Source organism: Afipia sp. GW822-FHT03D08 (assembly GCF_058801645.1).
Genome location: NZ_JBXANK010000002.1, coordinates 801341 through 823404 on the forward strand (window position 1 = coordinate 801341; position 22064 = coordinate 823404).

Here is a 22064-nt window from a genome sequence, read left to right on the forward strand (position 1 = left end):
GCTCGCCGCCGATTCACGGCCCGGGCGGCGTATGCAAAAGACCCTCAAATCCGCGGATTATGCCCGGTTAATCGACCTGCTTGTCGCAGTGCGAAAATCAGCGGACATCCGGCAACAAGCCTTGGCCAGGAAACTCGGCCGACCTCAATCCTTTGTCGCCAAGTATGAGAACGGCGAACGCCGCCTTGATATCATCGAGTTCACGGCCATTGCGCGCGCGCTTGGCGCCGATCCGGTCAAACTGTTCAAAGACTACGTTGGCGGAAAAGGCGCACCCAAGGCCGCGGCCAAGCGCCCGGCCAAATAGGCCGTGCAGCTTAGGTATCCTGTTGGATCATTTTGTGATCCGGACCGGCTGATAAGAGCCACTAGATTGCTGCGTTTCTGCTCGACTTCGCTGGCACGTGGAGCGTCACTGTCGCCGTGAACCGGAGGCAGAATGATGGATCGCAAAATTACAGAACAGGCAATTGGCCTAATCCTTACCGAGATCGGTATTCGCCTTGGCGAGGCCGCGCGGATTGCCAAGGCCGCCGAGGCCTGCGCGCTGGCTGGCAGCGTAGCTGAAGGCGTAAGAGTTTCGATGGATCTCGAACAGATATTCTATGAGACCGGCCGCTTGCAGGATGCAGCTTCGCTACTCAACCGGTTGTCGAGCGAGTAAAGCTCTCTCCAACTGAAAGGTTCTCGGCCCGTCGGCAACCGACGGGCTTGCGGCAGTGGCGGCACATGATGCTGTCATGCACGCAGGAGAACTGAAATGGCCACCAGCAATCGAAAGCCCCCTCGCAAGACCGGACGATCCACACCGGCAGCAAAGCGATCGGCGAAATCTGCTCCGAAAGCTCAGTCGCCCGCGCCGAAGAAGCCGGTAACGCCGAAGTCGCCGAAGGTGGTCGTGTCCAAACAGGACAAGGTGATTGAGATGCTCCGCGCCCCGTCCGGAACTACCGTCGCCGCCATCATGAAAGCAACTGATTGGCAGCAACATTCAGTGCGCGGCTTCTTCGCTGGAGCCGTGCGGAAGAAGCTCAAGCTAAACCTGACGTCAGCGAAAACTGATGGCCAGCGCGTGTACCGGATCACAAAACCGGGCACCGCGAAATGATCCGAGCCTCCTTACCCATGAAGTCAGCCGATCCGGCGGTGGAAGCCGAACTGGATCGGCTGGCAACAGCTCCTATTGTCGAACTGCGCAAACGTTACCGGGAAGTACTGCGAACGGATCCGCCAAAAGCGTTCGGTCCGGATCTGCTCCGGCGCAGCATCGCCCATCGGATTCAGGAAAAGGCCTATGGCCGACTGCCCGGTCCGACCAAGCGCCTCCTAGACCAGCTCGTGAAAGCCATGGCCGCTAAGCCCAACGGAAAGCTCGATTTACCGCGCCGGATCAAGCCCGGCTCCGAGCTGGTTCGGACATGGAAGGGAAAGACCTACCGCGTCGTGGTTCGTCCGGACGGCTTTGCCTATGAGGGCAAAACCTATGCAGGCCTCTCCGAGATCGCATCCTTGATTGCCGGGACCAACTGGAATGGACCGCGGTTCTTCGGGCTACGGTCCAAGTCTCAAGGTGCCGCAGATGGCAAGTAGCGTTCCCAAAACCCTCCGCTGCGCGATCTATACGCGCAAATCGACCGAGCATGGCCTCGAGCTGGAATTCAATTCGCTCGATGCCCAACGGGAGGCTTGCGAGGCGTATATAAAGAGCCAGGCATCGCTCGGCTGGAAGGTCATCAAGCAGCCCTATGACGACCCGGCATTCTCCGGCGGCAACCTTGAACGCCCTGCCCTCCAGCAACTTTTGAAGGATATCGACGCCGGCAAGGTCGATGTGGTCGTCGTCTACAAGATCGACCGCCTCACCCGTTCACTGGCTGATTTCGCCAAACTGGTCGAGGCGTTCGACGCCAGATCGATCTCTTTCGTGGCCGTGACCCAGCAGTTTAATACCACCACCTCGATGGGACGGCTCACACTGAACGTCCTGCTGTCGTTCGCCCAATTCGAGCGCGAGCTGTCCTCGGAGCGCGTCCGGGACAAGGTGGCAGCCTCCCGTAGGAAAGGAAAATGGACTGGCGGCACGGTGCCGCTCGGTTATGTGGCCAAGGACAAGAAACTCGTCATCGATCCCACCGAAGCAGAAACCGTCCGCATCATCTTTCGGCGTTACATCGATTTGCAATCGTTTAGCCGCCTTGTAACCGATCTCGACAAGCGTGGCATCGTGACCAAGCGGCGGAACACCAAGGTCAAGAAGTTCAACGGCGGCATCCCGTTCACCTACGGCCCCCTTGCTCATTTCCTGAAAAACCGAGTTTACATCGGTGAGACTGGTCACGGCGGCAAATGGTATCCCGGCGAGCATAAGGCGATCATCGACCGCAAAACCTTCGACAAGGTTCAAGAACTGTTGGCGTCGAGCAAGACTAAAAGGAAGGTGAAACGATCTGAAAGCGGTGCTCTCCTGATGGGCAAACTCTTTGATGATCGCGGAAATGCCATGAGCCCGAGCTTTTCGTCGAAGAATGGTGCCCGCTATCGTTTCTATGTCAGCTCAGCCCTACTGCGCGGCCGCAAAGCCGATGCCGGATCGGTCGCACGCGTCCCGGCTTCCGATATCGAACAGGCGCTGATCAATGCCTTGCGGGAAAGGTTGAAGATCGGTCAGGCCGTGACGAATGCGGATATTGTTGGGAGCTTTGTGTCACGTGCCGAACTAAGTAGCCGCGCTATCAAAATTACCGCCACGCCAGCAGCAAAGATTCGATCGAACAAATTCTCGATCCCTTGGCAGATGTTCCAACCGAGTTCGGCAACTATCATTGAGGAGAACGGCGAACGGCAGCCCGATGCAAAACTGGTTCAAGCCATTGTTCGAGCCCATGCATGGCTACGTGATCTGCAGAACAACAGCTTCGACACCGTCGAGGCGCTAGCGGCTTCTGTTAACCTGCACCCAAAGTTGGTACGCCAGGAGCTGCGTTATGCGTTTTTGTCGCCGAATATCGCCGGCGCTATCTTTAACGGAGATCAGCCAGCGACGTTGTCCTTGGTGCTGATCCCGAAGACTCTGCCGCTTACATGGCGCGACCAATACCAGGCTTTGGGCTTCTGATCAGGCCTTTAACTCTCAGCGTTTCATGACCGGAACGACACGTGCCAAACCGCTTCATATTTAAGACAGCATCAATCAACGCGCACGATATCGTTGTCGCGCCCCTCGTCGAGGGCAAGCTGTCGCGACAGGTACTGTAGAGACTGCACATGCCCCTGCACTTTCGACATTGAAAGGGCAGTTGGCAAAGTGCGTTTTCGCCGGATTTCGCCGGGTGAAGGCATCCGCGGAGTTACCGCTGCATGAAGGCAAGTTCGTAATAGAAGTCCGCTGTTCCCGTAACCACACCCCTCGTCTGCCACAGCGTTCTTTTGAACTCGGCGGGCCCCGTCACGCCATCGAGCAGAGCAAGCAATTGCGGAACGCTCAAGAACCAGCAATGGAAAAAAGGCGCTCTGACTTCCATTTGTCCCGGGTGAAGCGCCGCAAACTGGTCGCGCAATTCATTCAACGAGGCGTTGAGGGCCGTCATCTTCTTGTTCACCAAGGGGTCAGGGCTTGTAAAAGACGCGTTCATTATTCCTTCGAGGAGTTGCTTAAGGAAAATCCGGTCTTGAAAGCTTCCATATTGAAGTAGCGAGACTGCAATGCGCTCGATGTGCCGACCTTTCAACTCCAACCTATACTTTTGGCCCTTCTCATCGAGGTCAATATAACCGTACTTCCGCAAGCGCACCTCGTGCCACCCCGCCTGAACTTGCGCGGAAACAAGGCTTTCGGCAAGGTCAAGCAGAACGTGCGCATCTGACCCGGCTTGAGCGCGACGGGTGAATGGCTTCTTCTTGATTTCAAAGAAGACGATCACTTCTTCCGTCTCGACGACGATATCGCATTCGCCGTGCTCACGATCGACATCATAGTCGCCCGACACTGTCGTAATCTGATGGTCGTGAAACTTATCGCGCAAGAACGCCTCGATCGTAGCGCCAAGCTTCTGGTCCAGCTTCTGCTCGGTGCTTCGCGCTGCTCCTAGAATGGCTTCAAAGCAAGACGTTGAACACATCGACCGATCCAGCAGCCAATACGTTTTCTCATCCGCGGTAAGTAGAGGACGTGTGTAAAAATTGTGACCGAGTTCTCGGCCACCCGGATCGTCCGTCGGCCCGTCCGTCGGTTTCGAGAAATTCGGATTTGCCCCCGTTTTTGGATGACTGAACACCTCGTTAAGAGCGGCCGTGACGGTGATGAGATCAAGGCCTGACTGCGCGGTTAAAATCTTGTCGGTATCGAACCAGTGAGGTCCCCGCTTTGCCTTGGAGCCGTCCAGCAATACCTGAAGGATCGTCAGCAGGTCGTTCAGGGTCCAGCCGCCGCCCCGCTTCTCGTCGAAATCAAGGTCACGGAGGATGCCTCGAATAATGGTGTCCATATCGGAGGCTCGGATTTGCGGAAGGCGAAAGAGCGTGTCGAATTGCGCGACCTCACGGAGATACACAATGAGTTCGGCTGCATCTATGTTCCGCCAGACGCTCGGTGCGTATTCCTGCACGTCGAACACGGCGGCGTAGTCACTTGCCAAACGAAGCATACTTAACCAGTTCGCATCGGTGTCTTGGTTTGGCTTCTTCCCAATGAAGTGCTTCGCCGCAAGCATAAGGATATAGCCAAACGGTATCTGGGGCTTCCCACCACCCATCATGCTAGGCCGCTTGACCAGATCATACCGTTCGTACACCTCGCGATAGAGCGGCGTGATCTGAGCAAAGACACGGCGTGCAGCGTTCAGTCCGCCAATCTGCGCTATGGCTGCTTCGAGCCTTTCAACTAAGAGCATTTCGGACTCTGGTGCCAGGCTCAGGTAATGCCCTGTTCGCAGCAGCTTGCAGCCCGCTTCGCGCAAGCGTCTAGCGGCCCTTGCCAGTTCGAACTCGCGGGTGTGGGTGTTCTCGCGCGTCGCGCTCGTGTCCCAGTTGCTTACGCGCGTGTGATCGAACGCATGCCGGATTGCCGCGTTCCAATCGCCTTTGATATCGCCGGGAGTTGCGCCTTCTGCGCGAACGGCATCTCGTAGGTGCTCCAGAACCTCGAAATACGGATCGAGCGGCTTCCCGTCGAGCACGTGATCCTGAATGAGCTCTTCAAGAAGGTCACGGCAACGCTTCCAAACGGTCTGCCGGCCGGCGGGAAAAGCCAAGACGATTTTCCGGTAAAGTTCTTGCGCCGCTTCGTTTCGCGAAAAGGAACTTTCGACCGGCAGTCCGACATACTCGTAGAGTGCTTCCAAGCTATCTAGTTTTGGAGTGATCTCGTCAGGGCACGCGTCAACTGCGGCTTCAAATTCTTGAAGGTTCATCCGCAAATTCCTCTTTGGTGTCAGAGCTAAGGCTTTTACTCCAATGGATTGTGAAAAAACTTGGCTCAAAAGTATTGCTGAGGTTCCTGAAAGGCTGACGATACATCGGGCAGCGCCTGCAGAATCATGTCGAGCACGGCCAACGCATCCGTCATCAAACGCTCGTCTCGCTCGCGGTTTGCCGGAAACAGCTTGTTGCCGTGAAAGAGATTGTTGCGGACACGCCAAGTCGCGCCGATCAAATCGGAGGTCGTCTCGATGGCAGCGGGCTGCGCACCGAATTCCACGCCGCCGTTGCCACCGACGAGAAAGTGCTTCGGCGGGATTGCGATCAAAGTCTCAGCCATCTGCGCAGAATGAACGGCCGCAAAGAATTCAGCTCCGAGGCGGACGACAAGGCTCGGCTGACCAATCTGCGCCACCTCCCCCTCCGCCGTGAAGCGGAGCAGGCGACGCTGCTTCAACGCGAATTCCATTCGGGCGAATTTGGCGAAGAACCGCAGCGTCAGGTCTGGTGGTAGCCCGTTGAGGAGCTGTTCGGTCGTAAGCATGCGAGTTTCGCCCTCACGTGGATTACGTTCGAAGCAAGGCGCTCGGAACATAGCTGGGGTCTTGGTACTCAAACAGCTGAACCTCACCAATGGACGTCAGCTGTTGCCCGACAAACACGGAAAGCGCAAAGGGTCCGTAGAAGAACAGTCGCGTTGTCCGCACTTGACGCGCCTTCAGAAGAACTCCGAGCCGTTCACGAATGGCTGATGCCATCGCAATTGCATCCTCGGCTCCGCCGATGGATAGGGCTCCTTGGCTTGACGGAGAAAGAAAGACATACGCTTGCGGTATCTGCCCGGTTGATTGAACATAGCGCAAAACGTCCTCGCGCCCATCGCCGCGAATGTTCAGGCCAAGCACTAGGTCAGCGCCGGTTGGTTGTCCCTCGATGATTTCTTCTTCCAATCGATAGTTCGGGGTTGGCGTTGCATCGGATCGCCACGGCTCCTTGGCGGGCGGCTGGGGTATCTCAAATGTCCAGCCTCCCACATTCGGAAAAGCCGCGCCGAGCGCAACTCCGGTCGACAACGCACATTTGCCTCGAAGGCGAATGCTCCGAACAGCGCCTGCCGCGAGAATTTTGGACTTAAGGGCATTGATCTGCGGGATCAGGTCTGAATTCCAAACATCAGCGGTCGGAACCCGGCGGGACTGCCGGTCAAAATGCGCGGTCCAGTCTAACTCGTAGTCCGCTGGCGGATCGAAAGCCTCTTTCGTCCAATTCTGAAGCCAAAGCGTCACCCTCGCTTCGGAAGACAAGCTGGATAGGACGGCAGCACGAAGGAAACCCTCGATCGACGAGCGATCAAGAACATTTCCCTTGCTTGCACTGACATAGCGGATCATCTCGGCGTAAGCCGGCTGCACCATCGCGCGGATTTTGTCGGCAAACTCTGGATGCTTCAGGAGGCGCGCAATGAAAATGTCAAGAGCACGCTCATCATGCGCAAGGTCACCATGGCCAACTTCGATAAAAACTTTATCGTGAATAAATTGGATCTGCGCATCGTTCAAAGCATGGCTGCGCATACGCGCATCCACATCTTCTTTCGTCGGTGCTAGGGCGGAAGGCGCATCGTCATAAAATGGGCTCGCATTGCGCAACCGCGCGAGCCCTGTCTCGACCGGACGAAGCTGCTGAGAAAGTGACGGACAGGCTAGCGTGAAACGCTCATACACGCCGGGCATGCCCGCGTCGCTTGTCATGAAGGTATCGACAACCTCCTTGAACTCGCTCGGCGTAACATCATGATCCTTCGTTTGGATGTGCTGCCGCGTTGACTTTCCATCGGCGACGTACCGCACATCGATGTCGCCGGTACCTTCGGAAAATATCTGCTGGAAGCCGCCTTGAGTCAGCCAAACAGGTAAGTGGCACACCGTGTAGCGCGTCTGAAAATCAAAGCCCTTGCCTCCCACGATACCGCCCATGGCAGACGGGGTGACGAGAGAGCCTGGATTTAATGGTGCTTTCGCCATCGTGTTGACCTATTGCCCGAAAGTAGAGCCAAACAGCTTACGCCAGAGCTTCTTGCTTTCCGCCTCATCGATCGCGTCAAGGGCTTGGCGAGCTGTTTGAGCAGCCGACTTCACTTGGTCGAGAAACGCGTCGAAGTCACCGCTCGACCATCGCTTTGCCACGTTGACCGACGGATAGCCCGGATCGGGCATTTGGGGCACCATATTCGTTCCGCGGTACCAGCTGTAACTATTGTGGATGCCTTCAAGCACGTTCACGACAGCACAAGCATAGGAAATCGGATTTCCTATGGCCTGATGGATCAGCGTTTCCAGAATGTATGACTTCGGCTTCGACTTCTCGGTCGGCAGCCGGTCGCGCCATGACTTGAGCAATTTAGCCGTCGGAACGTAGTAGCCGTCTGTCGCTTTGTTCCTGCTCGTTGACGCAGCGAGCTGGCCCTTAGGATGGGCCTGCACCCACTCCTTTGCGTCGCGATCCGGAATCCAGAGAGGGCCATCATCGGCAGACATCGGTGTGCCCGGAACAATGTCAAGCCACACACCCTTGGCTGCGCTTGCCCCGATCGAACGCCCCTGGAGCCGCGTTTCACTGTAGTATTTTGAAAGCACGCCCTTCAACCAACTCAATACCACCTCCGGCTCGGTGATGGTGTGGTCAATGTCGACCAAGCATATCACGTCGACATCGTTGATGTTGTGGATCGCGGTATGCCGCGCGTACGAGCCCGATAAGAACGTGTCCTTATGCGCGTCCTTTGCTTCGTCGTCGCTCTTGAGCTTTTCGCGAACTTTCTCATGGGCAGACTTGGCCTTCGAGACCGCGTCCTCGTCTGGCTCAATTGAGCTAAGATAGGTGCTGAAACTGCCATTAAGCTCCACGCTGTCAGCTCCCTTCCGGGAGTGCTGGCAACTTCGCTGGATCAAGCCCGTATGAAGCCGCAATTCCGGCAAGGAAGTCACCACATACTGGGCAGGAATCATCGCGATCGAAATAAACGCCGTACCAGCGGTTGATGGTCATCTCGTCGCTGCTTTCGCTGAGCGGCGGCATGGTGGCGTATTGGGTACCCGGCTCGGGCCGATTGAGCCAGAGATACCAAGGCGCGTCGAAATCTCGGCGCAGTGCGTTTAGCGTGGAAGACTTATCGGCCAGCAACTCAAGCAGCGCGAGTTTGGCAAGTAAATTAGCTATTGGCAGGACATCGAGCGACAAGCCCGGCTCGACGGCAACCGGCTGATCCGAATAGGCGATCTCCCCTGCGTCAGCCTCTGTCGAAATCTCTACGTCGGCAGCCTCATCGGGCAGAGCTGAAACAAAGCATTGCTGGCAGGGGGATTGCTTCGGCCTAACGCGCAGAACCTGCCCGCCATACGCGCGGCGAAATGCGCCGCCGTACACAGCAGGGATGTCGGCATCGACGCACAGCTCGTTGATTAAAAGCTTGCTTTGGCGATTGTCGGTGCCGCAAATCACGACATCAGCGCCTTTCACCATCTGCGCGATTGCATCTCGCGTATCGAATCCAACCGCAATGGCATGACTCTCGACTTCCGCCTTCGGGTTCTTCTCCAAGATAAGATCGCGCAGGACGTTTACCTTCGAACGCCCAACGTGAGAGATGCCACCGGGGTGTCGCACCACATTGCCGACCGAAAGCCGATCGCGATCCACGAGCACGAAACGCCCGACCCCACACTTCGCGAGCTCGACCGCGACGAATGCGCCTCCGGTTCCGAGTCCAATGCAAAGCGCCGTTTTGTCCTTGAGTACAGCCGTTTCAAGGATGCCGGCGCGACGCAAATCCAGCTGCGGTTCCACGTCGGCAAACTCAACGTCGAGCGGTTGTCCATTTTGTGAGGCGGCTTTCGCGCGATAGGCTGTCCCGTCGGGCGCTACAAACGCCGCTCGCTGCGACGCACCGGCATCGACAGGCGAGAGGGTGATGTTGACCTCAGAACTGGGCTGTCCGGTGATCTGGAGCCACCCCTCGACGCGGCTGGAGCTTGGCTGCACACACAGCTCCGATTGGGTCAACGCATCACCGCCGTCCCAAGAACTGAACGAAATGCGCAACCGGCCGGTTTTCTTTAACGCAGACCAATGGCTGCGAAGCCATTCGGCCGACAGAGTTACAACAGCGAACATGTCGGCATCGTCAGCCGTAATGTTCAGCGCTTTCGGTGTCTGTGCGCCCTCGGCGACGGCGACGATCGTTCGCTTCGTCTTGTCGTAGACGAGCTTTGATTTGCCCGGTTTGCGCTCGGCGATGGCTTGCATCGCTTCGCGGATCATCTGGCTTTGGACAGGGTTGGTTGTCATGCATTCTCCGCCATCGTGCGAACGAAATCGGCCAAGTCGCGCCCAGTAGCGAGATGCTGCTCGTACGCTTCAATCCAAAGGTGGCCTTTCAGGAACACCTTTTGCAAAACGATTCCCGAGTGCCAGCGAGCATCCCGCCAGTGGCAAATCTGGACGTATCCATTGTCGTGCGGCTGCAAGGTGTGCATCGCATGCGAGACCCCAAGTGTAGAAATTGACGTGCCGTTCGCTTTACGCAGTGGGTGCGGATTAATGACGTAAAGCGGTGGGCGCTGCGTAGGAAAGCCGGATGGGATCGGCATCCAAAGATGATAGTTTTTTCCCGCGCTAGAGGTCGCGAAGCCAGAGGCGGTGTAGGTGTCAGACGCAGAATGATGCCAGACAGAAAACTGAGTGAACCCCTCGTTCTGAAGAATTTGATGCTCTGTTGCGAGGCGCTGACGCTGTCCTTGTGTCCACATCGGTCATACCCCCGAACGCAATTTAGTGGCGTGAAACGCGCTGATCACTCCCGCAATGTCGGAGGCCAGAAGACCGTCGGGCGTGCTGAGCACTTCGGTCGTGCCGTCGGTTCGATTAATCTGGTGAACTTCCAGCACAATCATCGGCCATTTGGCATCGATGGCGAACGCGAGGTGCTGTTGCTGCACCAGCTTCGCAACGAGAATTTGTCCGAACGCGGTCTTGTGTTGTTCAATCGGCTCACCGCTAGCGTTCGTCAGCGCTTCAGCTAAATGCGTAAGTGTTCGGTCGCGCGTGGTGGCGTCAATTTCAGGTGCCTTGTCGGTGGTTGGGGGATTGCCATCGCGTCCAATGCGCAGCCGGTCGAGCGACACCTGCTCCCACGCTTTCAGTTCCTGTTCGGGGAAGGCATTGCGCGTCAGAAGTGCTTGGCGAATGGGACTGCATCCAGCCAGAACCGTCACGTTCATGGCAACTGGCCCCTCTGCGGAAGACAGGTCGTAGAACCAGGGATGGATACGAATGATCGGTGCGTTTTCCGATCCCTCCGTTGTGACGATTATCTCCACCATTCCCGGAAACTGGTTTCGCTGCCCGAGCTGCCGAATGCGACGGCGGTCCCCTGAGCTCGGTTCGAGGAGCCCGAGCCGGTGATGCGAATGCCAGTCGCCGAAGTATCGAAGCGCCCAATCCTCCGCGAGGGGGCCACTCAGCTTCCGCAGATAATCTACATCAAGTCGGAAATGCGCATTGCTTCGTTGCGCGTTGGGGCCGGCCTTCGTGGCGAGGAAAACGATGGGCGTGCCTTGCCAGCGACCAAAGAGGTCTCCGCCGGTTTCGATGGACCAAGCGGCGGTCTCAATCGCAATGGCGCGAAGCTCGGATTCCCAAATAATAAGTGGCGGCCCGGCGCGCTGCGGCACAATCGGTGCCGCATTCGGTGCAGGGGGCGGGCCGGACTCGCGGGTGGTGGCGGGACGCTTCTTACCTCGCCGCCCAAGAAATGTGGCAATACGCCGAATAACCATGCTGCATCATTCAAAAACAAAAGTGCTTACAACCAAGAAATGATATCCATCGATTCTGCACGACTCGCGAGCGGTGAACAAGAGAAGAACGGCTTCTGAGTTCCCTTTGAACACAAAAGTTGCGGCTCGTAGTGCTACCCCGCCCAACTCATTGCAAAAACTAAAAGAGCTCGGGCTGCAACACACGCGGCCCACCAAAATTCTTGCCAAAAGTCCAGCATGGAAAATCGGCTGCGATATCAGGCATCCTATTAGCTCGATCAAAATCGATGGAAAAGTTCGCGCTGGATGGCAAGAGTCTCTCGCATTTAGCGCAGCGACACCCATTGATATCCGGAGCAACACAACGTGCCGGTGTCATGGTTGCAGATGGAGAGAACAAGCTGACGCTTGTCGAACGCATTCAGCGCGCGCTCGTGCTGCTCGCCTTTTTGTTGAATACGTCCGAGACAGACTGCCCCGTCATCACACAGTGGTTTTATTCTCCGGTCTCTGAGGCGAATCTCGAGAAAACGGGAATTCTTCAACAGATACATGGAGACTTTCGGGAATATTTGGAAGAATTGGCACGAACATTAGTCTCCACAGAGACTCGTAACGCATGAAAAGCCCGCCATTTGCGGGCATTTCTGCCTCAGAAAAATAGTATTCTCCAAAAGCCGGACTGGCTGGCTGGCGATACAGTGCTAATAGCACCAGTCTCTGCGTCAATTCCCTGCAAACAGGGAATTTTACAAGGAAAATTTGCAATCACTGATTTTGACAAGCCAAAATTCCAAGTAAAACGACTGCGCCGCAGGTACTTCTTGAACAATCGCTTACGGAACTAACAGGGAAATATCTTCAAGACATCAGGGAAAGTGCGGACGCTAACAGGGATATGCTATATAGCCTAATAGCGCATTTTCCACGGCACCGAGCTGCCGCGACAAGCGTCTGATAAATCGAAACGCGGCTGATATTCTGCGTGAACGTACGGTATTCCTGAAATCCGAGTAGGCACGCCCGACGGTGGCGGCCTATGATCTAGCCCGCGCTCAATGCAGCCCCTCGCGAACATACATTAGATCACTGATATAGGCCGTGCATGTTCACGCTAGCGGCGCGTCATTAAGGCCTCTGCCCTAGAGAAGTGGCCTCTGGGGAACCGTAATTGACGTTTAAGTAATCCATCGCAGCGGCAACGTCATCGTCCGGGAGTGCGGAACCCAGAAAAACCATCCGATGAACGACACTTCTCCACTCCTGCGGCGATCGCTTCGCAGCAACGACACGGTGAAGCCCATGACACGTCACGCAACCGCCTTCCGCAAATTCCTTTCCATTTCTGTCTGGTAACTTGACCTCTGCTGGAGCGGGAAGGTTTACGCCAGGTCCGAAGTTTAAAGTCAGTGCCTGCATTGCGGGCGCTTTGCCGAGTAAGGACTTCTGCTTCCTCCTCGCTCCTTGCGGCTACGATGAATTAGAAACCCTCTCTTCGTGAAGCCTCATTTTGTCTCAAGGGTGATGACGGCGAACACTTGCTGACGACTGAGCTAGCCCATTCTGAACTTGTATTCCAAGCTCAGCCAGCGGCTTTCCAACACTCTAGGCGGTAGCAGCGATGGAAGTAATGACGTGTGAACGGCCTCGGCATGCCGTTCCCGGAGTTGCTGTTTTCGCATCAAGCTTACGCCGACACGAGTTTCTGCGCAGCCTCTGAGATTCGTCTTCGTAGTACAGAGCCTATGGTGAAAGACGGCTTGTGAAGGAAAACAAACGAGACTTAGCGCCGTTTTATTTCCAACAATAAATCCTCTCCCATGCGGTACATACATCGAGCAATCTTCGTTCGAGCATTTCGACAAAGCAGCGCGCCGCTAACGTCAGTGGGCGACTAGGATGATGTAAGAAATACGACTCAAGATGCATGACTGGCTTAAAGATCGGATAAATAAATAGATCCTTTCTGTCCAGGTACTGCATGACACCGATAGCCTGACATACTGCGCCCCAATCTGAGCGCCTGATACTCTCGATAGTTCCCACAAACCCGTCCACCTTCATGACGCGGCTTGCAACGATTTGACCACCAGTGATGTAGTCAAGCAGGGTTGCGCCCATTAAATGACGCTCTGACGGCACGACAAGTTTGAGTTCTTTCATTGCCGACAGATCAATGGGACTGAATTGGGGACCGTTGATAGGTCGTCCCGAGATCAGCACAAAGTGATCTCGATAAGCTGGCCTACAGGCTAATCCGCTATGATCGACAGGCAGCGCACCCAGCGCGACATCGAGAAAGCCGGATTGTACTTGTTCGGTGACATAGCGGCTAAATGCTTCAACGACGGTCAGATCAACGTTAGGATACAAACTTGTGAATTCTTGCAGCAAGTCGCCAAGGATCCCGAAGCTGGTTGCCGAAGGCATCCCCACGCGAAGTGAACCGGATACGCTATTGCCCTGAACCAGGTCGCGCATCTCCTGCTTTGCGAAAGCCAGGGTACGAGCTATCGGCTGACAAAGTTCATAGAATCGCCGCCCAGCTACAGTCGCCTCAACGCCCTTTTTTGTCCGGTCGAATACGGACGTGCCCAGTTCTTCTTCGAGATTGCGAATCTGCATGCTTAGGGCCGATGGCACGACATGCATGCGCTCAGCAGCCTTAACAAAGCTGCGCTCCTCATAGACACTCATAAAATAGTGTATGAGACGGATATCCATTCAGATCCTCCACCCTTGAAACTTTCACGCCTCGTTCTATGGGCGCTCTATCGCGCGAGATTCTACGCTATGAATCTGGCGACAGCATCATTCAAAGCACGAGATGCGCTTTGATCAAGGCCACTCGCGGCCATGTGGCCATACACGCTGTTGATCTCCATGTAATGGCATTCCGGAATATGGCGCGACGCCCAAACCGCTGCATCTGCTGGATTATAAAGATCCAACGACGGCGCAGCTATAAAGGTCGGGGCACGCACTGAGTTCAGGGCAGCGACCGTGTCTCCGTTGAATGAACCCAGTTTCCCCACATCATGAAGGTCGTAAGCTCTTGACTGATAGATCCAGTCTATCGACTCGAAGCCCTGGGATCGCCACCAAGATCTTCGGAGGTCAAGCCATGGGCAGGGATCAGATTTTCCCGGGCTTCGACAGAAATCCAGAATCTCGGCATCGAATTGACTCGGAGTGCGCATCGACAGGGCGAGCATGAGAGGTACCCAATCATACCAGGGATCGGTGGCCGGCTCGCCACCCAATTCGTGGCACATCCCCCGCTCCAATGTCGAGCGCGCCAATAGATTTACGAGGCGGGCCCAGGGTGTCGTTTTCGCCATAGGGGTCAGAGCCACGATCCGACGCATAGCCTCCGGATACATGACACCCCAAGCGAGCGATTGCATACCGCCCATCGATGCACCGGCAACGAGATCAAGTTTTTCAATACCCAGCCGCTTCACCAGAGACGCTTGGCTGCGCACCATGTCGCCAATTGTAAATTGCGGGAACAAATATCCGGGCTGGCTACGCGATGTGGAGGGTGACGTCGTCAGACCATTTCCGATTGCGTCAATAGCAAGTATGCGCAGACGGGAGGGGTCGAGTGCCTGCCCGGTGCCAATCATAAAATCCATTCTATGGTGCGTGCTTCCAATCGCACATAATGCAAGTGCGATCGGCAGCCGGTCGTCGCGCGAATCACCGTGCACGGCAAAAGATATCGAGAAATCCTCGATAACACCGCCGGAATCCAGCGGGAAGTCACCAAGGCTGACCGAGTAATGCGGTGCGTCGACCCATCCGAGCTGAAAAGGCGGATGCCGCAAAGGTTGAACAGCAGAGACCGTGAGTAACGCCTCAGCAAGATCGCTCACGCGCGTCAACCGGAATGACTAGGCGCTCGCCGCTGCGAACGCACAAATGCAGCTGCCTCATCTATAGCAGTCATGACCTCAGGTACGATTCCCACCATCTGAAGGAAGCCGTGGATAAGACCCGGCTGAATCGAATCCTGGACCGAGACACCAGCTTCTTTCGCTCGTTGTGCAAACAGATCGCCTTCGGTGCACAGAACATCACACTGCGCGGACAACACAAAGAGAGGAGGCAAACCTCGAAGATCCGCGTGCAGCGGAGCCACAAGGGGATCGGTGACCGCAACTGGCGGGAGCGAACGCTCGAGATACAGCTTCCGAAACCATGCCATGCGGCTGCTGGAGAGTCCGTAGCTTCCATCGCCGAATGTGCGATGAGACAGCGTCTCCTCGTCGGCCGCATAGGCACCGTAAAATAGCAGGGCCGCGTCCGGCAGCGTCGATCCGGCGTTTCGCAAGCTGAGCATCAGCCCTACCGCGAGGTTCGCTCCCACAGAATCGCCCCCGATAAATCGCAGCGAAGGCGCGCCCGGCCACGTCGAAGATAGTGAGCGCCATGCCGCCAGGGAATCGTTCAAAGCATCCGGAAACGGAAATTCGGGAGCAAGCCGATAGTTGATTCCAATCACTTCCAATCCGGTTCGCGCGGCGAGGTGAGCCATGGGAGAAAGATGAGTATCTATCGATCCGAACACCCATCCGCCGCCGTGCAGATAGAGCATTTGGCCCACCAACTCTCTGGTCTGAGCCGGAACTATCCTTACCGCGGACAGATCCGACGGTGCGCACGGGATAGAAAAGCGTTCGATAGCGACGTCGGAGGGAAGCGTCGGCCGCCATCCCCTTTGAACGTCCTCATACCGGGCACGAGCCTCGGCGAGTGGCAAAGTCGCCGGATCCATCGTTGACTGGTTCGCGGCACGGATGGCTTCAATAACCGGCACAACATTTGGTGCGAGTAACCGGTCGATCTCTGCCAACGAGTCAAGAGTGGGCTGCGGTGGATGTTCCATCCGGCTACTCAACTCCCTTTATCACTTTCATAGTTGCCCCATCGGCCTCCACTTGCTCCCGCGTCCCCTCGAAAATAATCGCTCCACGTTCGATCACGTAGAGCCGGTCCGCAAAACGAGGCAGGTGGTAAAAGTTCGACTCAGCGAGCAATACGGAGCGACCCTGGTCAAGAATGCTTCGCAGGCCATTGCTGATGGTAGGCAAGATCGCGGGCGAAAGACCTTCAAATGCTTCATCCAGTAAAAGAAGCTCGGGATCCAGCGCAAGTGCGCGGGCGATTGAAACCATTTTGCGCTCCCCCCCGGATAGCTGCTGCCCTCCCCGGTGCGCATATGATCTCAGCTTCGGAAATATCGCGTAGGCCGCTTCGATCCGCTCATCCGCCGATTTGGTTGATTTGCGTGTCCAGGTCGGCAACGCGATATTATCCTCAACGGTCAGATCTCCGAACACATCGCTACCCTCCGGCGTGTAGCCTAGTCCGGCCGCAGCAATGCGGTGCGTCGCGAGCTTGTTCAAATCTTTACCGCGCCACAAGATTTGCCCACCTCCGATCGCTTCGAATCCCATGATCGCCCTGAACGTGGTAGTCTTCCCCGCGCCATTGCGCCCGACAAGACACACCAACTCTCCAGGAGACACACGCAGTGAGACACCGTGCAGTACGCGGTTTCTCATGATCGATACATTCAGCCCCTCGATTTGAAGCGTCATGCATGTGCCTCCTTGCCGATCACGACAGAGAGAACGGCTTCATCAGCAAAGAACTTCTCAGTAGGTAGATCAGCGATCTTTCGTCCGCCCTGCATGGCAATGATCCGGGACGAATAACGCCGCACGAGATCCATATCATGCTCAATCAGGAGAATTGCACCAATTCCCATCTGGCTCGCAGCAGACAACAAAGTTTCCATCACACCATGCTTGTCAGCCGTTGAAACGCCAGCCGTTGGCTCGTCCAGCAGAATTACTTTCGGACGCAATGCAAAAGCGCTAGCAACGTCAAGCAACTTACGCTTGCCATGCGGCAACGAATTTGCAGAACTTTCAAGCGAATCTGTCAGTCGAAATGCTGCGGCAATCGCCGCGACGGCTTCTCGCACTTCACGATAGCGCGAAGCGTCCGCGAACATTTTCCATCGCAAACCAAGACGTGAGCAGGATGCGACGGTGAGCGCTTGCCTTACGGTGAGATCGGGAAATACGCTCACCAGCTGAAACGCGCGCGCGAGACCTCGCGTCGAAAGATCTACGGGACTAAGTCCCGCTATGTCGCGCCCCATAAATCGCACGCTCCCCTCCGTGGGTGAATGCAATCCAGTGAGAACATTGACGAGCGTCGTCTTGCCAGCACCATTTGGTCCGACCACGGACACAAACTCGCCGTTAGCCAGATTGAGATCGACGCCCTGCATGGCGACGAAACTCCCGTACGATTTGGAGATGTTCTGCGCGACGAGCAGATGGTCACTGGACATCAACGCCTCCATCTGGCCAGAATCTGCTTCGCAGTACCCAAAAGACCTCCCGGCATTCCGATCACGAGCAGCGCCAGCACGACGCCCAGAAAAAATCGCCAATACTGGGTGGCAGCCTGTAACTCGTCCTGAAGCAGAATGAATATCAAAGCTCCTGCGATAGGTCCTATGAGCTCCTGATAGCCACCAAGAATCGCCATGAAAACGAGATGACCGGATTGCTGCCAGTACGATAGTTCGGGATCGGCGAGCCCGGTGCTTATCGCAAGCATCGCACCCCCAACGGAACCATAGATCGCGGAGATGACAAAGGCGACCGCGCGTACTTGGCGAACCTTCACTCCGAGATAACTTGCTTTCACTTCATTATCGCGTGAGGCCTGAAGATGTAGCCCGTAAGGCGATCGGACTATACGCCACATAATCCACGCACTCACGATCAGCAAAGCCAGGCAATAATAGTAGAACGGGCCTGTCAGAAATCCCATCTTGTCAACTTGCGAGAAGTCGATGCCAAGAAGCGATGGCTGCGGAACATTCATTCCGCTGTCCCCGCCCGTCAAATCATAAAATTTGTTGAGGAACGAATAGAATAGCATGCCAAACGAAAGCGTCAGCATGCCGAAAAAAATGCCGGAGAACCGGCTTGCGATCCATGCCAACGGGATGGAGATCGCTAACGCAGCCGCCACGGCGAACAGCAGCATCAATTCGAATGCCGCGTTGCCGGTGAGCCGAACTGCCAAAGCAGACGAATATGCGCCGATGGCCAGAAACAGCGCGTGACCGAAAGACAATTGGCCGCCATATCCAAACAGCAGGTTGAACCCGAGCAAGGCAACTGCGTATGCCATGAACGGGATACCGAGGCTGACGTAATAGATATTCGTAACGTGAGGCGCCGCGGCAAGCGCCACGACGGCGACAAACAACATCACCTTCACGGTGATTCCGGATCGACTGCGGGTACCGTCCGATTCCACCGACATATCCAGCGCTGATGCGGTTTGCTTCATTACAACGCCTTTCCAAATAGGCCGGTCGGCCACCAGATCAAAACGATCAGCACGACCGCGTAGGTCGCCAGGATATCGACTTCAGGATAGATGAAGAGTGCTGCGGCGCGGATCAGACCAACGATAACCGCACCTACTGCGGCGCCTTTCATGCTGCCGAGACCGCCAATGACTATGACCGCAAATGCATCGACGACCAGTTCGACGCCCATTTGTAGCGATGCCGCGGCCGTCGGCACAACAAGCGCTCCACCGACCGTGCTTAATGTTGTCCCTAATGTGAAGACCAGCAAATATACCAGCCGAACGTTCACTCCCATTGCGGCGCTCGTCTCGCGATTCTCGGCGGTAGCACGCAATACTTTCCCCGAAGTCGTATGACTCAAGAACCACGTCAGACCCACACCGATAACGACGGCGGCAAGAATGACAAAGAGATTGTACATAGGCATCTGCACGCCACCCACGTTGATCGAACCGTAGACCATCGATACGTTCGGCAGTTGGCGAGGATACGCACCCCAAAAGAAGCGAAGCACATCCTGGAAAATCAGGATGAGCGAGAAAGTCAAAAGCAACTGGAATGACTCAGGACGACGATAAATCGTGCTCAAAACACGCTCCAGTGGCAATCCTATCAATCCCGCCACCAGCCCGGACGCCAACAAAACAAGGGGAAACAGCGGGACCGGAAGCCCCTGCGCCAGCGCCCATGTGGTCACGGATACGCCCAGATACGCACCTAGGGCATATATCGAGCCGCATGCGAGATTGACGATTCTTTGAACACCGAAACTGAGTTGCAGTCCGGATGTCAGCAAGAAAAGCGCGGCTCCGTGAAAGAGCCCTGCGATTAGTATGCTAGCCGCTGTAGCCATAGATGATATCGCCGCCACGACATGCGGTCGGCGCCCCTTCTCTGTACGCGACTAGATTTTTAGGTCAGCTGTCTGCAGCCATTCCCAGAAATCCGCGCCGGGCGGCTTCTGAATTTCCTTCGTCGACATCGACTCGGTCGTGGCGAGCGTGACGAAATCATAATCATTTTTATGAGTCGTAAGACCCTGGAAAATGATCTGATCGGAAATGTGATCGCGCCGCATGGAGGCAGGACCACCTAGTGATTCCACCGTGAGACCAGGCATGGCCTCCGCGATCTCAAGGGACGTCGGCCACGATCCGGACTTCGCCGCCATCGCCTTCTCGACGGCTGCCTTATACAGATGAAGGCAGTAGTACGCGCGGTCACATTCCCAATGGGGATAGTCTGTGTATTTATCAAAGTACCACTTCACAAAGCTTTTTTGCAGTGGGGAAGCTGCCGGGTTGGCGAAGTACAATGTGCTGTGACCGAATACGATGTTCTCAGGCGTGAACTCCTTCTTGAGCGAGGTTTGCTGCCACCCCGCCGCCGGCATGACAAACTTTACGCCATCCGTTAGTCCCATATTGTGGGCCTGACGCATGAACACAGGCAAATCGGCAAATACCATCGAAGTGAAGATCAAATCCGGCGCCGCCGCCTTCAAAGCCGCCACGTTGGATGTTAGATCCATCGTTCCGGGCTTTATCCATTGCTCGGCAACAACGGTGTGCTCAATACCGAACTTCTTGAGAAGCGCGGTAAATGTTGTCCAGGTGTTACGGCCGTACGTATAGTCGGGATTGATACCAGCGATCCGTGCAAATTTGCCTTTGAAATGCCGGATCGCGAGCAGCGACGCCATTACGGCATCGACTTCATTGTCGATGGAGCGGAAAACATACTGCGGATTGGGCATCATCTCCTTGACGCCGTCCTGTGTCGTGCCATCCCACAACATCGTCAGCATCTTCGACTGCTCAGCTGCAGGCGCCAGTGCGAGACTCACAGCGGAGGAGATTATGCCGTGGACGGCATCGACCTTGTCCTGCAACACCAGCTTTCGATAACGGTCGATGGTTTCCTTTGGCGTCGTTTCTTCCTGAAAGACGAGCTCGACCTTCCGGCCTCCGATTCCGTCGGCCGCATTCAGCTGCTCCACAGACCACTCGACAGCGCGAATTCCCCCCTCCCCGGCCGTTCCAGCCATACCTCCGCGAGGAGCAAGAATTCCTATTCGCAACGGAGTGGTCTGCGCGATCGCCGGCGCACCCAATAAACCGTAAACGCCCAAAGCTGCGGTCGCGCCAGCGGCCTTAATTGCACGCCTGCGGTTCGCGGAAAATTTAATATCGCGCATATTTCTCTCCCCAGATCGGAATTTCCACCCGGACCATGATGCTCTCTCGGCCGCTCCTGGCCTGACTTCAGGTTCAGAGCGGTCTCTTCGGCGCTTGTGATCTGAGGTACAAGGTAGGGAAGCAAAAGATGAAAGGGTAGCAAGATCGCCTGACTCCTGACTTCAGAAAAACTGATGAAGGGAAGAAGACGCCCCCGCCACGTCTGTCATCCCAGTCATTCACCTTCGCTGACGATCAACATCAACCGAAATTAGGCCGAACCGCCATCGCAAGGCTTATGATTGCCTGGGAGGGCGTGGCAAATCAGTTCACGCCAGAAAACGGACAGGGCAATCCGTCAGAGACGGACTTGTTCTGCAAAGGGATTCAAGGACATGCAAGGAATTTCATCAGGACCATCATTCGGACTGTCCGGAAAGCGAATACTCGTTACCGGCGGCGCAAGCGGCATCGGAAAAGCTGCTTGTAAAATCTTTACCGATCTCGGAGCAAACGTTTGTCTTTCGGACGTCAAAGCCGATGCAATAGTGGAAGCCGCCGCAGAAACTGGAGCCCGGGCCCATGTCGCCGCTGACGTCTCTGTCCCTGATCAGGCGGAAAGGCTAATCAGCGAAACAGTTGCCGAGCTTGGCGGCCTGGATGGGCTTTTCCACTGTGCGGGCATCCATCATATCGGCAAAGCGACAGAGCAGGACATTAATATCTGGCAACGTGTGATGGACGTGAATGTGCGCGGAACCCAGCTTGTCTGCAGCCTCGCCGCACGGCACATGGAAGTTCAGGGTTCGGGCGCTATGGTCGTTGTAACATCCATCGCAGGCTATAACGGGCAGCCACGGCGCAGTGCCTACGGCACATCCAAGGCCGCCGTCGGCCATCTCGCCCGGTCTTTCGCAACGGAGTGGGGCAAATCGGGAATTCGTGTCAATGCGATTGGCCCGGGATATGTTCTCACACCGATGGCTCAAGGTATCATCAATAGCGGTGCAACTGACGTGATGCGCATCGTGAACAGAACACCATTGGGACGCATGGCGCGACCTGAAGAAATTGCTCAGGCAGCCGCATTTTTGCTTTCCGACTGGGCCTCCTACATCACCGGCGCAGAGCTATTCGTAGACGGCGGATGGTCGGCATACGGTGGGTCGGGTGAGGTCAACACGTTCTGACCGTGCTGTGTGGCCGGGATAAGGAAAATAGCCCCCATCCCGGCTCCACAAA

22 protein-coding genes are annotated in these 22064 nt (G+C 55.9%); 7 read left to right on the forward strand and 15 right to left on the reverse strand.

All coding sequences use genetic code 11. The features are described from left to right. Window positions 1-31: 31 nt before the first annotated feature. The 5 genes from AC1RM7_RS18710 (at window position 32) to AC1RM7_RS18730 (ending at window position 3115) form a co-directional block, all read left to right on the forward strand. On the forward strand, window positions 32-307 hold the full coding sequence (locus tag AC1RM7_RS18710) for a helix-turn-helix domain-containing protein (protein ID WP_425992937.1): 276 nt from the start codon (window positions 32-34) through the stop codon (window positions 305-307). 135 nt (window positions 308-442) lie between these two features. Then, complete coding sequence (locus AC1RM7_RS18715; RefSeq protein ID WP_425992939.1) at window positions 443-664, forward strand: hypothetical protein; 222 nt, start codon at window positions 443-445, stop codon at window positions 662-664. A gap of 96 nt (window positions 665-760) precedes the next feature. Next, a complete protein-coding gene (locus AC1RM7_RS18720) occupies window positions 761-1108 on the forward strand; it encodes a DUF3489 domain-containing protein (protein ID WP_425991807.1) in 348 nt (115 codons plus the stop codon). 38 nt (window positions 1109-1146) lie between these two features. Continuing rightward, window positions 1147-1590 carry a DUF2924 domain-containing protein gene (locus tag AC1RM7_RS18725; protein WP_492838847.1) on the forward strand — a complete coding sequence of 148 codons (444 nt, stop codon included), beginning with the start codon at window positions 1147-1149 and terminating at the stop codon, window positions 1588-1590. Continuing rightward, complete coding sequence (locus tag AC1RM7_RS18730) at window positions 1580-3115, forward strand: recombinase family protein (RefSeq protein WP_425992941.1); 1536 nt, start codon at window positions 1580-1582, stop codon at window positions 3113-3115. The genes AC1RM7_RS18725 and AC1RM7_RS18730 overlap by 11 nt, the downstream gene beginning before the upstream one ends. Window positions 3116-3347: 232 nt before the next feature. On the opposite strand, the gene AC1RM7_RS18735 is transcribed toward AC1RM7_RS18730, so the two are convergent. From AC1RM7_RS18735 to AC1RM7_RS18765, 7 genes are all read right to left on the reverse strand, one after another. Continuing rightward, entirely contained in the window at window positions 3348-5408 is a 2061-nt protein-coding gene (locus AC1RM7_RS18735; protein ID WP_492838845.1) for a hypothetical protein, read from the reverse strand. A gap of 65 nt (window positions 5409-5473) precedes the next feature. Next, complete coding sequence (locus AC1RM7_RS18740) at window positions 5474-6031, reverse strand: hypothetical protein (protein WP_492838844.1); 558 nt, start codon at window positions 6029-6031, stop codon at window positions 5474-5476. Next, on the reverse strand, window positions 5982-7439 hold the full coding sequence (locus AC1RM7_RS18745; protein WP_425991814.1) for an SAVED domain-containing protein: 1458 nt from the start codon (window positions 7437-7439) through the stop codon (window positions 5982-5984). The genes AC1RM7_RS18740 and AC1RM7_RS18745 overlap by 50 nt, the downstream gene beginning before the upstream one ends. Before the next feature lie 9 nt (window positions 7440-7448). Then, a complete protein-coding gene (locus AC1RM7_RS18750; protein WP_492838842.1) occupies window positions 7449-8321 on the reverse strand; it encodes an SMODS domain-containing nucleotidyltransferase in 873 nt (290 codons plus the stop codon). 4 nt (window positions 8322-8325) lie between these two features. Continuing rightward, window positions 8326-9762: a HesA/MoeB/ThiF family protein gene (locus AC1RM7_RS18755; RefSeq protein WP_425991818.1), complete on the reverse strand. Its 1437-nt coding sequence runs from the start codon at window positions 9760-9762 to the stop codon at window positions 8326-8328. Further along, window positions 9759-10223: a hypothetical protein gene (locus AC1RM7_RS18760; protein ID WP_425991820.1), complete on the reverse strand. Its 465-nt coding sequence runs from the start codon at window positions 10221-10223 to the stop codon at window positions 9759-9761. Before AC1RM7_RS18760 ends, AC1RM7_RS18755 begins: the two co-directional genes overlap by 4 nt. A 3-nt stretch (window positions 10224-10226) precedes the next feature. Next, complete coding sequence (locus AC1RM7_RS18765) at window positions 10227-11252, reverse strand: hypothetical protein (RefSeq protein WP_492838839.1); 1026 nt, start codon at window positions 11250-11252, stop codon at window positions 10227-10229. 269 nt (window positions 11253-11521) lie between these two features. Between AC1RM7_RS18765 and AC1RM7_RS18770 the strand changes: the two genes are divergently transcribed. Continuing rightward, window positions 11522-11857, forward strand: coding sequence for a hypothetical protein (locus tag AC1RM7_RS18770; RefSeq protein WP_425991824.1), 336 nt, complete (start codon window positions 11522-11524; stop codon window positions 11855-11857). Between the two features lie 1171 nt (window positions 11858-13028). Here the strand turns inward: AC1RM7_RS18770 and AC1RM7_RS18775 are convergent. The 8 genes from AC1RM7_RS18775 to AC1RM7_RS18810 all read right to left on the reverse strand — a co-directional run bounded on the left by AC1RM7_RS18775 (window position 13029) and on the right by AC1RM7_RS18810 (window position 20842). Beyond that, the gene (locus AC1RM7_RS18775) at window positions 13029-13958 is read right to left on the reverse strand and encodes a LysR family transcriptional regulator (RefSeq protein ID WP_056296606.1); all 930 of its coding nucleotides are present in this window, start codon (window positions 13956-13958) and stop codon (window positions 13029-13031) included. Between the two features lie 62 nt (window positions 13959-14020). After that, window positions 14021-15112: an alpha/beta fold hydrolase gene (locus tag AC1RM7_RS18780; RefSeq protein WP_200941184.1), complete on the reverse strand. Its 1092-nt coding sequence runs from the start codon at window positions 15110-15112 to the stop codon at window positions 14021-14023. Between the two features lie 5 nt (window positions 15113-15117). After that, on the reverse strand, window positions 15118-16092 hold the full coding sequence (locus AC1RM7_RS18785) for an alpha/beta hydrolase (protein ID WP_162244591.1): 975 nt from the start codon (window positions 16090-16092) through the stop codon (window positions 15118-15120). 37 nt (window positions 16093-16129) lie between these two features. Continuing rightward, window positions 16130-16840: an ABC transporter ATP-binding protein gene (locus tag AC1RM7_RS18790; RefSeq protein ID WP_056296612.1), complete on the reverse strand. Its 711-nt coding sequence runs from the start codon at window positions 16838-16840 to the stop codon at window positions 16130-16132. Beyond that, the gene (locus AC1RM7_RS18795) at window positions 16837-17604 is read right to left on the reverse strand and encodes an ABC transporter ATP-binding protein (protein WP_244487248.1); all 768 of its coding nucleotides are present in this window, start codon (window positions 17602-17604) and stop codon (window positions 16837-16839) included. Before AC1RM7_RS18795 ends, AC1RM7_RS18790 begins: the two co-directional genes overlap by 4 nt. Beyond that, window positions 17604-18620, reverse strand: coding sequence for a branched-chain amino acid ABC transporter permease (locus AC1RM7_RS18800; RefSeq protein ID WP_056296614.1), 1017 nt, complete (start codon window positions 18618-18620; stop codon window positions 17604-17606). The genes AC1RM7_RS18795 and AC1RM7_RS18800 overlap by 1 nt, the downstream gene beginning before the upstream one ends. Beyond that, window positions 18620-19498: a branched-chain amino acid ABC transporter permease gene (locus tag AC1RM7_RS18805; protein ID WP_056296615.1), complete on the reverse strand. Its 879-nt coding sequence runs from the start codon at window positions 19496-19498 to the stop codon at window positions 18620-18622. Before AC1RM7_RS18805 ends, AC1RM7_RS18800 begins: the two co-directional genes overlap by 1 nt. 51 nt (window positions 19499-19549) lie before the next feature. After that, complete coding sequence (locus AC1RM7_RS18810; RefSeq protein WP_056296618.1) at window positions 19550-20842, reverse strand: ABC transporter substrate-binding protein; 1293 nt, start codon at window positions 20840-20842, stop codon at window positions 19550-19552. A 375-nt stretch (window positions 20843-21217) separates the two neighbouring features. Between AC1RM7_RS18810 and AC1RM7_RS18815 the strand changes: the two genes are divergently transcribed. Next, window positions 21218-22012 carry an SDR family NAD(P)-dependent oxidoreductase gene (locus AC1RM7_RS18815; protein ID WP_056296619.1) on the forward strand — a complete coding sequence of 265 codons (795 nt, stop codon included), beginning with the start codon at window positions 21218-21220 and terminating at the stop codon, window positions 22010-22012. Window positions 22013-22064: the final 52 nt, after the last annotated feature.